This is a genomic window from Rhodoferax sp. (assembly GCF_037143375.1).
Lineage (GTDB): Bacteria > Pseudomonadota > Gammaproteobacteria > Burkholderiales > Burkholderiaceae_C > Rhodoferax.
On sequence record NZ_JBAWYV010000080.1, the window covers coordinates 1 to 15734 of the forward strand.

Annotated in this window: 13 protein-coding genes; 12 read left to right on the plus strand and 1 reads right to left on the minus strand. The window is 53.7% G+C overall.

Translation table 11 applies throughout. The annotated features are described in order from the left end of the window. The first annotated feature begins 51 nt into the window (after window positions 1–51). The 6 genes from lgt (at window position 52) to WCG50_RS12320 (ending at window position 9183) form a co-directional block, all read left to right on the plus strand. Window positions 52–870: a prolipoprotein diacylglyceryl transferase gene (lgt, locus tag WCG50_RS12295; RefSeq protein WP_336899896.1), complete on the plus strand. Its 819-nt coding sequence runs from the start codon at window positions 52–54 to the stop codon at window positions 868–870. Window positions 871–937: 67 nt separating this feature from the next. After that, window positions 938–1738, plus strand: a complete 801-nt coding sequence (locus WCG50_RS12300; protein ID WP_336899897.1) for an enoyl-CoA hydratase/isomerase family protein — start codon at window positions 938–940, stop codon at window positions 1736–1738. A 1-nt stretch (window position 1739) separates the two neighbouring features. Further along, window positions 1740–3305, plus strand: a complete 1566-nt coding sequence (locus WCG50_RS12305) for a malonyl-CoA synthase (protein WP_336899898.1) — start codon at window positions 1740–1742, stop codon at window positions 3303–3305. A gap of 46 nt (window positions 3306–3351) precedes the next feature. Next, window positions 3352–4488, plus strand: coding sequence for an FIST N-terminal domain-containing protein (locus tag WCG50_RS12310; RefSeq protein ID WP_336899899.1), 1137 nt, complete (start codon window positions 3352–3354; stop codon window positions 4486–4488). Between the two features lie 24 nt (window positions 4489–4512). Continuing rightward, window positions 4513–8070, plus strand: coding sequence for a response regulator (locus WCG50_RS12315; RefSeq protein WP_336899900.1), 3558 nt, complete (start codon window positions 4513–4515; stop codon window positions 8068–8070). Window positions 8071–8139: 69 nt separating this feature from the next. After that, window positions 8140–9183, plus strand: a complete 1044-nt coding sequence (locus tag WCG50_RS12320) for an HD domain-containing phosphohydrolase (protein ID WP_336899901.1) — start codon at window positions 8140–8142, stop codon at window positions 9181–9183. 60 nt (window positions 9184–9243) lie between these two features. Here the strand turns inward: WCG50_RS12320 and WCG50_RS12325 are convergent, their stop codons facing one another. Beyond that, window positions 9244–9687 carry a universal stress protein gene (locus tag WCG50_RS12325; protein WP_336899902.1) on the minus strand — a complete coding sequence of 148 codons (444 nt, stop codon included), beginning with the start codon at window positions 9685–9687 and terminating at the stop codon, window positions 9244–9246. Window positions 9688–9793: 106 nt separating this feature from the next. On the opposite strand from WCG50_RS12325, the gene WCG50_RS12330 reads away from it, so the two are divergent. The 6 genes from WCG50_RS12330 (at window position 9794) to ccoP (ending at window position 15556) form a co-directional block, all read left to right on the plus strand. Next, window positions 9794–12151, plus strand: a complete 2358-nt coding sequence (locus WCG50_RS12330; RefSeq protein ID WP_336899903.1) for a cation-translocating P-type ATPase — start codon at window positions 9794–9796, stop codon at window positions 12149–12151. After that, complete coding sequence (gene ccoS / locus WCG50_RS12335) at window positions 12151–12288, plus strand: cbb3-type cytochrome oxidase assembly protein CcoS (protein ID WP_296480521.1); 138 nt, start codon at window positions 12151–12153, stop codon at window positions 12286–12288. Before WCG50_RS12330 ends, ccoS begins: the two co-directional genes overlap by 1 nt. 87 nt (window positions 12289–12375) lie before the next feature. After that, on the plus strand, window positions 12376–13818 hold the full coding sequence (gene ccoN / locus WCG50_RS12340) for a cytochrome-c oxidase, cbb3-type subunit I (protein ID WP_336899904.1): 1443 nt from the start codon (window positions 12376–12378) through the stop codon (window positions 13816–13818). A 14-nt stretch (window positions 13819–13832) separates the two neighbouring features. After that, window positions 13833–14459, plus strand: coding sequence for a cytochrome-c oxidase, cbb3-type subunit II (gene ccoO, locus WCG50_RS12345; RefSeq protein WP_336899905.1), 627 nt, complete (start codon window positions 13833–13835; stop codon window positions 14457–14459). Between the two features lie 11 nt (window positions 14460–14470). Next, on the plus strand, window positions 14471–14614 hold the full coding sequence (locus WCG50_RS12350) for a cbb3-type cytochrome c oxidase subunit 3 (RefSeq protein ID WP_336899906.1): 144 nt from the start codon (window positions 14471–14473) through the stop codon (window positions 14612–14614). Between the two features lie 24 nt (window positions 14615–14638). Then, window positions 14639–15556 (plus strand): cytochrome-c oxidase, cbb3-type subunit III, encoded by a 918-nt coding sequence (ccoP, locus tag WCG50_RS12355; RefSeq protein WP_336899907.1) that lies wholly within the window; start codon window positions 14639–14641, stop codon window positions 15554–15556. The last annotated feature ends 178 nt before the right edge of the window (window positions 15557–15734 follow it).

Genomic DNA, 15734 nt, shown 5'->3' on the forward strand with positions numbered 1-15734 from the left:
TCATCTTGAGCGCCTCAGCGGCCAGCAGCGCGCCCATGCACAATACCGTCCATGCTGATTCACCCCCAAATTAATCCTGTCGCCCTGCAACTCGGCCCCTTGGCCATTCACTGGTATGGGCTGACCTACCTGGCCGCGTTTGGCTTGTTCATGTTGCTGGGCTACCGGCGTTTGCGGCATGAGCCGTTTGCCTCGCTCAAAGGGCCGGGCGCCTGGGGGCGTCAGGATGTGGAAGATATTTTGTTCATGGGCGTCATGGGCGTGGTGCTGGGCGGGCGCATCGGCTACTGCCTGTTTTACAAACCTTTGTATTACGCGGCGCACCCCCTGGAAATTTTTGCCGTCTGGCAAGGCGGCATGAGTTTTCATGGCGGCATGCTGGGCGTGATTGTGGCGATGCTCTGGTTTGCCCGCTCACGCAGTCGCCCCTTGCTGCAGGTAGCTGATTTTGTGGCGCCGTGCGTGCCGACCGGTCTTGCCGCAGGGCGCATTGGCAACTTTATCAACGGCGAGTTGTGGGGCCGTGTCAGCAGTCCGGACCTGCCTTGGGGCATGGTGTTTCGGGGCGCCGGTGACTTGCCACGCCACCCATCGCAGATTTACCAGTTCCTGATGGAAGGGCTGCTGCTGTTTGTGCTGCTGTGGCTGTATGCCCGCAAGCCGCGCCAACCCGGCCAAGTGGCAGCGGCCTTTTTGATCGGCTACGGCGTGTTTCGCTTCACAGCCGAATTTTTCCGCGAGCCGGATGCGCACCTGGGCATTTTGTCGCTGGGCATGAGCATGGGCCAGTGGCTTTGCGTGCCGATGATCGTGGGTGGCCTGGGTTTATGGTTGTGGGCCCAGAAGTTTTCCAATAATATGATTAAATAGTGCTCTAGCCCCCGTCGGGTCTGCGTGAGCAGCTATAAAAATAAGAGTAACCGGATTCAAAAAAATTATGCGTGGAACGATTCAGTTTGAGCAGCAGGCCGGTGTGGCCCGCGTCACCATCAGCCATTCAGCCCGCTTCAATGCCATGTCGTGCGTCATGTGGCGTGAGCTGTGCACTGTTTTTGAGAGCATTCAGCGCAGCACCGACGTGCGCTGCGTGGTCATTGGCGGTGAAAACGGCAACTTTTGCGCGGGCGGCGATATTTCGGAATACGCCGACTTCCGGTTTCAGGAAGACAGCTTGCGCAATTTCCACGAAAACGATGTCTGGGGTGGTTTGCAAGCCATGCTCGATTGCGATGTTCCGATCGTGGCGCACATCGAGGGCAATTGCATGGGTGCTGGTGTCGAGATTGCGAGCTGCTGCGACATTCGCCTGAGCAGTGCGTCGGCCAAATTTGGCGCGCCGATTGCCAAACTGGGGTTCCCGATGGCGCCCCGCGAGGCCGCCTTGGTGGCGCGTGAGGTAGGGCTTGGCGCGGCGCGGCAAATGCTGCTGGAGGCGGCAATCTTCAGCGCGCAAGACATGAAAGCGGCCGGCTTCCTGAGTCGGGTGCTGGCTGATGACTTGCTGGGCGCCGAAGTGCAAGCCACGGCACGCCGCATCGCGCTACTGGCACCCCAGGCGGCGCGCCTCAATAAACAAACACTACGAGGCTTAAATAGCCCTCTAGCCCCCGTATCGTCTGCGCAAGTAGCTATGAATAACATAGTGATTCAAGTAGACGAGTCGTACGCATATGCCGACAGCGACGAGCACAAGGAGGGCATCGGCGCCTTTCTTGAGAAACGCAAACCAGTTTTTTAGCATGCCAAGCCAGACCCTCGCCGATCCGCAGAACGGCAATCTCTTTGCCGCGTTGCGCGCTGCTTTCCCCGCCGATCTGGACGCGGTGGCGGTCGAAACCGACAGTGGCCTGCGCTACAGCTGGCGCGACCTGGACCGCGCCAGTGCCATGATGGCCAACTTGCTGGCCTCCCTTGACTTGCCCGAGGGCGCCAGGATTGCCGTGCAGGTCGAAAAATCAGTCGAGGCCCTGGTTTTGTACTTGGCCACTTTGCGCGCCGGGTTTGTGTTTTTGCCGCTCAACACCGCTTACTTGAGCGCCGAGATGGCTTACTTCATTGGCAATGCCGAACCCGCCGTGGTGGTGTGTTCGTCGGCTAATTTCGGCTGGGTCAGCAAGTTGGCCTTCATGGCCGGCACGCAAAATGTGTTCACGCTCAACGACGACCGCACCGGCTCGCTGCTGGACCGCGCTGCCCAGTGCGCTGAGCAGCACACCGTTGCGCTGCGCCAGGCCGATGACCTGGCGGCCATTTTGTACACCAGTGGCACCACCGGCCGCTCCAAAGGGGCGATGCTGACGCATGGCAACTTGCTGAGCAATGCGCAGGTGCTTAAAAGCTACTGGGGCTGGCGCAGTGCCGCCGACGGTGGCGATGTGCTGATTCACGCCCTGCCGATCTTTCATGTGCACGGCTTGTTTGTCGCTATTCATGGTGCGCTCCTCAACGGCAGCAAGATGATCTGGCTGGCCAAGTTTGACCCCAGGGTGGTGCTTCAAAAGATGCCGGAGGCGACGATTTTCATGGGCGTGCCGACGCTCTATGTTCGCCTTTTGGCCGAGCCGGGCCTGACGCCGGAAGTGGCGCGAAATATGCGGCTCTTTATTGCCGGTTCCGCGCCCTTGTTGATTGAAACCTTTACCGATTGGCAGCGCAAAACGGGTCACACCATTCTGGAGCGCTACGGCATGAGCGAGACCGCCATGCTCACCTCCAACCCCTACGACCCCGCGCAAGGCGAGCGGCGCGGGGGGACGGTGGGTTTTCCGTTGCCCGGTGTCAGCTTGCGGGTGCAGGACGAAGCGGGCCAGCCCGTGCCGGTGGGCGAGATTGGCGACATTCAGGTCAAGGGTCCCAACGTGTTCAAGGGCTACTGGCGCATGCCGGAGAAAACGGCTGAAGAGTTCACGCCGGATGGGTTTTTCAAAACCGGCGATGTGGGCCAGATCGACGCTCTGGGTTACGCGACTATTGTGGGTCGCAGCAAAGACCTCATCATCAGCGGCGGCTACAACGTTTATCCGGCTGAAATCGAGGGCTACATCAACGAGTTGCCGGGTGTGGCCGAGAGCGCCGTGATCGGCATCCCGCATGCTGATTTTGGGGAAGTTGGTGTGGCCGTGGTCACGCCCAAACCGGGCGCCACGCCCGACCCTGCGGCCATCCTTGCCAGCCTGAAGTCAAAGCTGGCGAATTTCAAGGTGCCCAAGCAGTGTTTTGTGGTGGATGCGCTGCCGCGCAACGCCATGGGCAAGGTGCAAAAAAATGTCTTGCGAGAGCATTACGCTGTCAGGCCCGCGTTGTAATATTCTTCGTTTTAATTTCTTCTTATAAACTTTCAGGACGACCACCATGCAAGTTGCTCAAGTTACTCTCAATAACCGTGAAAACATAGCGGGCGAGCTCGATAGTTTGCGGGTCATGGCGCCCAATCTGCTGCTGGTTTTTGGCAGTATCGACCTGCTCAAAAGCGTCTCTGAGCCGTTGGCCGCACTGTTTCCAACGGCGATTCGAGCGGGTTGCTCAACGGCCGGTGAGATTTCCGGTGCCGGTGTCAGCGACGGTACCTGCGTGGTGACCGCCATTCGCTTTGACAAAACCCGGTTGGTGGCGTCGTCTACAACGTTGACGAGCATGAATGATTCTCAGGCGGCTGGCCAGCGCCTGGCCGAACAGTTGCCCCAAGATGGTTTGCGTGCGGTGTTGTTGCTGGGGCAGGGCGTGGCGATCAACGGCAGCGCACTGATCGAGGGCATGACCGGGGTGCTGGGCAAAGACATTCCCATCACGGGCGGACTGGCCGGTGACGGCGGCGCCTTCAAGGAAACCTGGGTCCTGGACGACCAGGGCGTTCACAACAACAGCTTGGTGTGCGTCGGTTTGTACGGGGCTGAGTTGAGCTTTTCACACGGTTCCTTTGGCGGCTGGACTGCTTTTGGCCCGGCCCGCAAAGTCACCCGCTGTGAGCACAATGTCCTGTTTGAACTCGACGGCGAGCCCGCACTGGAAGTTTATAAACGTTACCTGGGCGAACACGCCAAAGATTTGCCCGCTTCGGGTTTGCTTTTTCCATTTTCCATGCGCGGGACCGACCACAACAAGGTGGGCTTGATTCGCACCATTTTGGCAGTCGATGAAGCGCAGGGCAGCCTGACACTGGCCGGCGATATTGAATCGGGTGGCTATCTTGAACTCATGCATGCCAGCACCGATGCGCTGGTGGATGGTGCCGAAGCGGCCGCTCAGGCCGCCCAGAAAATGCTCAGCGGCAAGGGCGATGGCTTGGCCTTGTTGATCAGCTGCGTTGGGCGCAAACTGGTGATGGGTGGCCGGGTTGACGAAGAAGTTGAAGCGGTGGGCGATGTCTTTGGTCAGGGTGCGGTGCTGACTGGGTTTTACTCTTACGGTGAAATCAGCCCCTTCACGGCCAACGCCGAGTGCAAGCTGCACAATCAGACCATGACCATTACCCACATCGCCGAGTTGTAATTTTTCACAGGACGCCACGCCCTCATGCACAAGCTTCTAAGCCGCCAGGCCAAACGTTTACTCGGGGTGGATGAAGCACAATTGGCGTCTGTTCTGGGTGAACTCAAGCTGGTCGCAGGTTCCGCTTCGGTATCGCCGGATGCCGCCCGGTTGCTGGCTGGTTTTGGTGAATTTCTGGCACGGGTGGACAGTGCCTACGAGCAAAGTGACCGTGACCTTGACCTGAGGTCGCGCAGCCTGGCGCTGAGTTCTGCCGAGTTGAATCAGACCAATGAACGCATCCGAGTTGAGTTGGACAGCCGGACCCGCGCGATCGATTCTCTGCGCGATACCGCCAATAGTTTGATGCGCACAATTGACCCGGATATGCCTGCGCTGCAGGATGAAAACCTGGAGTCGCTGTCTTCGCTGATGTCCGATTTGGTGCAAGAGCGCGAGGAGAGTCAGAAGGAGTTGCAGTCGGCGTTGACTGATTTGGCCAACCAGAAGTTCGCCCTGGATCAACACGGTATTGTGAGCATCACCGATGTGTCGGGCCGGATTGTTTATGCCAACGACAATTTTTGTGAAATCAGCGGCTACCGTCGTGATGAATTAATCGGGCAAGCGCACAGCATCATCAAATCGGGCGTTCATCCGGTCTCTTTTTTCATGGGAATGTGGGACAAGATTTTGTCCGGGCAGGTGTGGCACGGTGAGATTTGCAACCGTTCTAAAAACGGCCAGCTCTATTGGGTTCAGTCCACCCTCGTTCCCTTGCGGGATGACACGGGCATGCCGACGCAATTCATTGCCATTCGCACCGACATCACTGAACGCAAATTGATGGAGGTGTCGATCAAGGCGACCGAGGCGCGGTTGCGCCACATCACCAATGCGGTGCCCGGTGTGGTTTACCAGTGCGAAATTGGCCACGGCGAAATTCGCTACACCTTCGTCAGTGAACGTCTGGGCGAGATTCGCGGCTTGGAGCGGGATGCTTTGCTGGCGGATGGCCGCCTGCCTGCGTTGCAAATTGTCTCCGACAAACGCGACTGGTATTTTCAAAGTGTTTATGCCGCTGCAGCCCGACGGGAACCCTGGGTGGGTGAGTACCAGATTGTGTTACCCAGTGGTGGTATGCGCTGGATTCGGGGCGAGATCAGTCCGGAGCCTGAACTGGCCGCCAACGGGGCGACGGTGTTTACCGGCATCTGGCAGGACGTCACGCAACTGAAAGTTGCCGATGCCCGACTCAAAGAAATTACCGAGAGTATTCCGGTGGCGGTTTATCAGTACCACTTGGCACCAGATGGCACGCAAAGTTTTCCATTCTTCAGCACAGCGATTTGGCATATTTGCGGTATTACGCCCGAGGAGGTCATGGCTGACAGCAACGCGCTCTTAATGCAGATCCATCCGGATGATCAGGTCGCCATGAAGCGCTCCATCGCGAAGTCGGCCGAATGCGATGAGCTTTGGGTGCTTGATTTTCGAATCCTTCATCCTGTCAGTGGTGAGCCGGTGTGGGTGCATGGTGAGTCCACGCCGAATCATCAGGCAGATGGCAGTACTGTGTGGAACGGCTACTTTGCTGACATCTCTGAAGCCCGGCGGGTTTCCGAGGAATTGCGCCGCGCTAAAGAGGATGCTGAAGCGGCCAATCGGGCGAAATCAGATTTTCTGGCGAACATGAGCCATGAAATTCGCACCCCCATGAATGGGGTCATTGGCATGACGGAGCTCACGCTTGACACGGAATTGACCCTGGAGCAGCGTGAGTACCTCAATATCGTCAAGTCATCTTCTGATTCACTTTTGAAGGTGATCAATGACATTCTCGATTTTTCCAAGATCGAAGCCGGCAAGTTGTTGATCGAGAGTATTTCTTTCAATCTCGGACGCACTGTGAGCGAAACCCTCAAGGCGCTGGCACCACGGGCTCATGAAAAAGGACTTGAGTTGGTGTGCGACATTGCGCCTGATGTGCCCATGTCGGTGATAGGAGATCCCGGGCGCTTGCGGCAAATTCTGGTGAATTTGATAGGGAATGCCATTAAATTTACCGCGAAAGGGGAGGTTGTTCTCTCAGTAAGCAAGGCGATGGACCGGACTAGATCAAACCTGGTTCAGTTCACCATCCATGACACGGGGATTGGTATTCCCTCTCATAAATTAGACTCAATTTTCGACGCTTTTTCACAGGAAGACAGTTCGATCACCCGCAAATTTGGCGGTACTGGCCTTGGGTTGACCATTTCACGCCGTTTGGTTGAAGCGCTCTCAGGTCGCCTTTGGGTTGAGAGCGAGATAAGTCGCGGTAGCAAGTTCCATTTCGTGATTCAACTCGATCTCGATGCCGATGCCCCTGAATTACCGTCTTCCATCGCGCAGTTGGCTGGTTTGCGCGTGCTGGTGGTCGATGACAACGAGGTCAACCGGCTGATCCTGAATCGAATATTGGTCAGTGTGGATGCCCATGTGCAGGAGTTTTCGTCGGGTCAGTCAGCCTTGTCCTGGATGCAGAGCCAGGGCGAATATTCCCGGGCGTGTGATTTGGTGTTGATGGATGCCCAGATGCCCGATATGGACGGTTTTAGCACGGCGCAGCACCTCATGGATTTACCTCAGTGCGCGGATGTTCCGATGGTCATGCTGTCTTCGGCGGGGATGAAGGGCGATGCGCAGCTGTCGCGTGAGATTGGTTTCAAGGCGTATTTGACCAAGCCCTACACCCGCGATGAGTTACTGCAGGTGTTGCTTCGGGTGATTGATGCGCCACCTTCGCGAGCGGCCGAGCTGGTGACGCGGCACGTGATCAATGACGAGCAAAGCTCGCTCAATGTGCTGCTGGTCGAAGACAACGTGGTGAACCAAAAACTTGCCACAGCCTTGTTGACGCGCTGGGGTCACCGCGTGACCGTGGCTGAAAATGGCCAATTGGCCTTGAATTTGCTGTCCGCCCACACGTTTGACCTGGTCTTTATGGACATGATGATGCCGGTAATGGGTGGGATGGAAGCTACCCGGATTTTTCGTGCCACAGAGCAGGGGCGACGAACTCCGATTGTGGCCATGACGGCCAATGCCATGCAGGGTGACCGCGAGCGGTGTATTGCCGTAGGCATGGATGACTACATCTCAAAACCGATTGAGACCGCGGAATTGCAGCGCTTGTTATTGCTTTACCGGCCCGGAAATGGGGCGGATCAAACCGAAGATACTGTGCAGCCAAAGGGGTCAGACATGGCAACTTCGGCACATGTTTCTGGCTTTGACTATGATTTGGCTTTGAGCTTGGCGGACCGGGAAGTGGTCGATATCATTGCCGAAGTTTTCTTGGACCAGTGGCCCTTGGACAAACAAAAATTAACGCAAGCGCTAGCCGATAACGATTTGCAATCCGTGCTCCATGTTTCACATGCTTTGAAAGGGACTTTGGCCATGTTTGGCGCCCAGCCACCGTCTGAGATGGCGCGAAGTGCAGAGTTAATGGCCTCGCAGGGCGAGTCCGAGGGGTTGCCGGAATTGCTGACATTCATGTGTGCTGAAGTTGATTTGTTGGTCGCCGCTTTACAGCGATCCGGCGTTTGCCTCGGCTAAGTACTGTTTAAACATCTTCACGACGCGACAGCAAAATAGCCAAAATTCGAGTTCTGAGACTGATTCGCCATGACACACCAAGTTTTAATTGTTGACGATACTGAAATTAATCTGATTCTTTTTGGCGCTTTGGTGCGCAAACTGGGCACCAGCGAATCCAAAACCTTCCTGTCTTCAACCGAAGGACTGGCCTGGGCACAAGCCAATGACCCGGACTTGATCATTGTGGATTACATGATGCCGGTGCTTGATGGCATTGAATTCATCCGGCAGCTGCGGGAAACGCCCGGCAAGGAAAGTGTGCCCATTCTGATGATCACCGCTAACGACCAGAAGCAGGTTCGCTACCAGGCGCTTGAGGTGGGCGCGACCGATTTCTTGACCAAACCGGTCGATAAGGTCGAATTTCTGGCGCGAGCTAACAACATGTTAATTCTGAGCGATGTCCGGAAAAAACTATCTGATCGAGCTGCCTGGCTGGCTGAAGAAGTTCACAAAGCGACCACTGAAATTCTCCAGCGTGAGCGCGAAACCGTGATTCGTCTGTCCAAGGCCGCGGAATACCGCGACCCTGAAACCGGCGCTCATATTTTGCGTATGGCCCACTACTCCGAGTTAATTGCAAAGAGTATGGGCTTGTCGATCACAGAACAGGAGTTGTTACTGGAAGCCGCGCCGATGCACGACATTGGTAAAGTAGGTATTGCCGATGGCATTTTGCTCAAGCCCGGACGCTTGACCCCGGAAGAGATGGAAATAATGAAGCAGCATGCCCTGATTGGGTATGACATTCTCAAGGGGAGTTCCTCCAAAGTGTTGCAAGCCGGGGCTGATATTGCACGCGCCCACCATGAAAAATTTGACGGAACCGGGTATCCCAATGCACTCGCTGGCCAGGATATTCCTGTCTTTAGCCGGATCGTGGCGGTGGCTGATGTGTTTGATGCCCTGACGTCCGAGCGCCCCTATAAAAAAGCCTGGTCATTGGAGAAGGCGGCTGAACATATCAAAGCCAACTCCGGAACTCACTTCGATCCGGCATGTGTCGACGCCTTTTTCAGACAATGGGATGAAGTGCTTGAAATCCGGCAGCGCTTCACGGAAATTGAGTAAGTGGTTGTGCTATAAAATAAATAGCTATCAGCCCATGTTCATCGAGGGCTAGAAGGCGTTTTAACGTAAAACTAAAACGGGTACATGTGAGTGCGTCAGAACTTGTTGGGTTTCGCTGCCCAGAAGCAAGCGCTTGATGCCCCGGCGGCCATGCGATGCCATGACGATCAGATCGCATTTATGTTTTTTGGCGGCGGCAATCACTGCATCTGATACGAAATCAGACTTGACGGTGATGGCCTTGGCTTTAACGCCTTGGGCCAAGGCAGCTTTTTGAACTGCATCCACCACGGCTTGTCCGTCATCTGCCCATTGCTGTTCAACCCGACCCACTTCGGCGGCCTGCAACGCCAAACCGCCTTCAAAGTAACTTTGCGGGTACCGAGGAATAACTTTCAAGGCCACCAACTCAGCGTTTGCAAGCGCCGCTAATTCAATGGCGCTGGAGACTGCCTTTTTAGACAAGGTCGAGCCATCGGTGGCGACAAGAATTCTTTTGTACATGAATTACTCCTGTTTTAGTTGGAAATTAGAGCTTACTCTGGTCGATATGGCCTGCGCTGCTTTTTGTCAATTAAACTTTGCGGCTTGACGGGAACCCTACCAATTAATGTCTACTGATCGTTCTACTGTCCAAGTTGCGCTGCCGCCAATCTTGTTTGATCCGCAATTTCAGGGCCTGGTTGCTCCTTCTGCTTCCGAGGTCGTCAATGACGATTTGCATCTGTTGGATGATCCGCAGGAATGGTCTGCTTTTAGTAAACCGGATCTCAAGAATTCGGATTGCTGGGAGTCCAATCTTCTGATTGAGGGGATGCACTGCGCAGCGTGCGCGCTCACCATCGAGGATGCACTTTTGCGGGTCCCAGGTGTCTTGAAGGCAGAAGTAGGTGCCGGTAGTCATCGTGCAAGAGTTGTTTGGCAGTCTGATGTGGTGCACCCATCAGCCTGGATGCAAGCGGTCAAGTCGGCCGGTTATCGCGCCGTTCCAGCCAACGATTCTTTTGCCCGTGAACGACGAAAAGCCGAAGGGCGAAAAGCACTTTGGCGTTTGATGGTGGCCGGTCTTTGCATGATGCAGGTGATGATGTACGCCTATCCTGCGTATGTTGCAGCGCCCGGTGACCTGACACTTGAAATGGAGCGCCTGCTGCGCTGGGCGTCTTGGGTTCTTACCCTTCCCGTCATTCTTTTTTCATGTGGTCCGTTTTTCAGCAGTGCCTTGCGCGATGTCATGCTTCGTCGCGTCAGCATGGATTTGCCGGTGGCGCTGGGTATGCTCATTACGTTTGCTGTGAGCACGGCAGGCACCTTTGATCCCTTGGGTATTTTTGGTCGCGAGGTGTATTTTGACTCGCTCACCATGTTTGTTTTCTTCCTGTTGGCAGGACGATGGCTTGAGCTGCGATTGCGTGATCGAACCGCTGGTGCACTGGAAGCGCTGATGAATCGCTTGCCCGACAGCGTGGCGCGGCTCAAAAGCGATGGCTCATACGAGCGCGTACCTGTGCGTCGCTTGCTGACGGACGATGTTATTCAAATACTTCCAGGCGAAACTTTTCCGGCTGATGCTGTTGTGCTTCAGGGCGACACCATGGTTGACGAAGCTTTGCTGACGGGCGAGTCTCGGCCGGTGTCACGCGGAGTTGGAAGCACCGTTATAGCGGGTAGCCACAACCTCACGAAAGTCGTGCAGGCACGCGTGGAGCGTGTGGGTGAACAAACTCGATTCGCCCAAATTGTGGCGCTCATGGAAACTGCCTCCACCACCAAACCGCCCTTGGCCCGGTTGGCGGACCGAATCGCAAAACCATTTTTGGTGGCGGTTTTGATGGCTGCTGGATTGGCTTGTGCTTTTTGGTGGCAAAAAGATCCTGAGCGTGCATTGATGGTCGCGGTGGCCGTGTTGGTTGTGACTTGTCCATGTGCCTTGTCGTTGGCTACACCTGCGGCCATGCTGGCTGCTGCAGGTTCGCTGGCACGACGAGGAGTTCTCGTGCGTCGTCTGGAAGCTTTTGAGTCCATGGCCGCCATTGACACTGTGGTGTTTGACAAGACCGGCACCCTGACGCGTGACGCTATGGTTTTGAAGTCGACCCATGTACGTGATGGCGTTGCTGTTGTAGATGTGTTGGGGATGGCTGCCGCTTTGGCGCAATACTCACTTCATCCTGTTTCTAAGGCGCTGGCGTTGGCAGCAAAAGAATCGGAAGCTTCTGAGAAATGGCATGCAGAAGGGGTGAGTGAAACGCCTGGTGGAGGGGTTTCTGGATTGGTGGTGTTGACCCGTGCATCCTCTAATTCAACCCAGTTAAAACTGGGATCTGCAGAATTTTGTGGTGTGGAGTCGCCGCATGTTGATGCACTGCAGGCCTGTTTGAGTGATGAGCAGGGCTGGTTGGCCACCTTTGAGCTTCATGAAGATGTTCGCTCAGATGCAAGAAGTACGGTAGAAACGCTTCAGCGCGCTGGTATCACGGTGCATTTGTTGTCTGGAGACGGTGCGAAAGCAGCCGCTCGTGTTGCCTCTCAGGTTGGCATTGCCGAGTTTCGTGGTGAGTGTGCGCCGCAGGATAAGCTTGATTTTTTACGAAATTCACAGCAGCAAGGGCATAAAGTGGCTGTTGTAGGTGACGGGCTCAACGATGGTCCGGTGTTGGCTGCCGCAAATGTCTCGTTCGCGTTTGGCCAAGCAGTGCCACTTGCGCAAGCGCAAGCAGATTTCGTGGTTTTGGGGAATCAGTTGAACGCCGTTGCAAATACTCTGATCAAGGCTAGAAAGACTTTGCGGGTCGTAAGACAAAATCTATGGTGGGCTGCCATTTACAACACAGTATGCGTTCCTTTAGCCGTTGTTGGCTGGCTTCCGGCTTGGTTAGCGGGACTCGGTATGGGCCTAAGCTCTCTGATCGTTGTTTTGAATGCTTTGAGACTGTCAAAAAATGATGGTTCACTAGGGAAAAATTGATGGATATTTTGTATTTATTGGTGCCTCTGTCGGTTATTCTTGTGTTTTTTATCCTAGGTGGATTGTGGTGGGCCATCTACCGGGGTCAATTCGAAGACATCGAATCAGAAGGAGAACGAATTCTTAAGGATTCATAAGAATTCTTTTGCAGGTTTGATATGAGTCAAAAAATAACCGGATTTGACATGAGAAAATCCGGCCAAACTAACTGAGAAGAGGTGAAGATGATATTTCCTAATTCGCTAGCAACTACTTACAACGATAAAGTTGTAAGACAGTTTGCCGTTATGACTGTGGTCTGGGGTGTTGTGGGCATGCTGGTCGGCGTGATCATCGCCGCTCAATTGACTTGGCCAGAACTTAACCTGGGTATTTCCTTTCTGTCTTATGGTCGCTTGCGTCCATTGCACACAAATGCGGTGATTTTTGCTTTCGGTGGATGTGGATTGTTTGCTAGCGCCTATTACGTAGCACAGCGAACCTGTCATGTACGGTTGTTCAGCGATAAGTTGGCCGCCTTTACCTTTTGGGGTTGGCAATTAGTCATTTTGTCTGCAGCCATTTCTTTACCTATGGGATTCACAGAAGGTAAAGAATATGCAGAACTTGAATGGCCTATCGATATTTTGATCACATTGGTCTGGGTGTCATTTGCCATCGTTTTCTTTGGCACCATTGGAACAAGAAAAGTTAAGCACATTTACGTGGCGAACTGGTTCTTCGGTGCTTTCATTCTGGCTGTCGCGTTGTTGCATTTGGTGAACAGTGCGGCCATTCCAGCTGGCTACATGAAGTCCTACTCTGCCTACGCAGGTGTTCAGGATGCCATGATTCAGTGGTGGTATGGCCATAATGCGGTGGGCTTTTTCCTGACCGCTGGTTTCCTGGGCATGATGTACTACTTCATTCCCAAGCAAGCAGAGCGTCCAGTTTATTCATATCGCCTGTCTATCGTTCACTTTTGGGCGTTGATTTTCACGTACATGTGGGCGGGTCCTCACCACCTGCATTACACAGCTTTGCCTGATTGGACTCAATCGGTCGGCATGGTCTTCTCGCTGATTCTGTTGGCTCCAAGTTGGGGTGGCATGATTAACGGCATCATGACCCTGTCTGGTGCATGGCACAAACTGCGTGATGATCCAATCCTGCGTTTCTTGATTGTTTCGTTGTCCTTCTATGGCATGTCGACCTTTGAAGGCCCGATGATGTCTATCAAAACAGTGAATGCACTTTCGCATTACACCGACTGGACTGTTGGCCACGTGCACTCAGGTGCTCTTGGTTGGGTGGGTCTCGTGACCATGGGTAGCATGTATTACCTGATTCCTCGTCTGTTCGGACAGAAGAAAATGCACAGCGTAAAAGCGATTGAAATTCACTTCTGGACCGCAACGATCGGTATCGTTATCTACATTGCTGCAATGTGGATTGCCGGAGTTATGCAGGGCCTTATGTGGCGCGCCATTAACGCTGACGGTACCTTGACTTACACTTTTGTTGAGTCAGTCAAAGCTACCTTCCCGTTCTATGTGCTGCGTTTGTCCGGTGGATTGCTGTATCTCATTGGTATGGTGATCATGCTCTGGAACACCATCATGACTGCGACCAGTGGCCGCTCCGTCACGGTGACCATTCCTGCTCCAGTCGCACCTGCCCACGCCTGAGAAAGATAAATACCATGGCAAATAACAATGCAAGCGGCAAACTGTCGCACGAAAAAATCGAAACCAACAACTTCTTGATGATCGTTCTGATTCTTCTCGTGTTGCTGGTGGGTGGTATGCTGGAAATCGTTCCACTGTTCTTTCAGAAATCAACCACTGAACCCGTGAAAGGGCTCATTCCCTACACGGCTCTTCAGTTGGCTGGTCGCGATATTTACACGCGTGAAGGTTGCTACAACTGCCATTCGCAGATGATCCGTCCTTTCCGCGCCGAAACTCTACGCTATGGTCACTACTCTGTGGCAGGTGAGTTTGTTTATGACCATCCATTCCAATGGGGTAGCAAACGCACAGGTCCAGATTTGCACCGCGTGGGTGGCAAGTACAGCGACCAATGGCATCGTGACCATTTGAATAATCCACGTGATGTCGTGCCTGAGTCCAATATGCCAGCTTACCCTTGGCTGCTGAAAGATATGGTTGATGCTGAATCGATGCCCGCTCACATGAAAGCTTTGCGTGTTGTTGGCGTGCCTTACACCGATGCGCAGATTGCATCTGCAACGGCAGACACTAAGGGAAAGACTGAAATCGAAGCGGTTATTGCATATCTGCAAGTACTGGGTACTTTGGTTAAGTAATCGGGGTTTTTATGGAACTCGATATCAATACCCTACGATCGGTCGTTACGGTGCTCAGCTTTGCAATATTTATCGGAATCATGGTGTGGGCGTACTCGCGCAAAAACGTCGCTGATTTCGAGACTGCTGCAAATCTGCCATTTGAACAAGACTGAAGAACAGAAATAAAAGGAAAATAAATGAGCGACTTTACAAGTAATTTCTGGTCGTTGTACGTGACCGGGATCACCCTGGTCAGTATCGTGGCGTGCCTGCTGCTGCTGTGGTTTAGTGGTAAGGCACACGCGATGACGGCTAACGACAACAGTACTGGACATGTGTGGGATGGTGATTTACGCGAGATGAATAATCCATTGCCTCGCTGGTGGGCTTGGTTGTTTGTTATCACCATCGTTTTTGCATTTGTTTATCTTTCTCTGTATCCAGGTCTGGGTACTTACAAAGGACAATTGGGATGGTCTTCGGCGGGTCAGCATCAAGTAGAAGTTGACAAAGGGAACGCAGAAGTGGCACCTTTGTATGCAAAATTTTCGGCGATGAAACCTGAGGATATCGCTAAAGATGCGCAGGCAATGGCGATTGGTGAGCGTTTGTTCATGAACACCTGTGCTCAATGTCATGGCTCGGATGCACGCGGCAACAAAGGTTTTCCGAATTTGACAGACAACGATTGGCTTGGCGACGGTACTCCTGATTACATCAAAGCAACCATCAAAAATGGACGCATCGGCATGATGCCACCTATGGCCTCGGCAGTAGGATCAGCTGATGATGTCAAGAATGTCGCTCAATATGTTTTGAGTCTCTCAGGTAGCCCACACGACTCGGTAAAAGCATCCTTGGGTAAAGAGAAGTTTGCGGTTTGCGCAGCTTGCCACGGCATTGATGGAAAAGGTATGCACGCCTTGGGCTCTGCAAATCTGACAGATAAAATCTGGTTGCATGGCAGTGGCGAGGCTGCTATCCTCTCGATGATCAACAACGGTAAAACGAATCAAATGCCTGCGCAAGGCGATAAGTTTACTGAAGCTCAGATTCATGTTTTGGCATCTTATGTCTGGGGACTTTCGAATAAGGGTGTTGCTGCGGCGCAGTAATTTTCTCTTATAGATTTGATCCCTTGAAAGTGCTAAGTTGAATAGACCAGTTTCAGGGGTCAAAAAAATTATCCCCATCGTCCCGCAAGAAGGCTACACCGCACCTCCTCAGACACCTCCAGAAGACGAGGTGCTGGTCTCCCTCTACGCTGCGCACGAGAAGATTTACCCGCGCAGC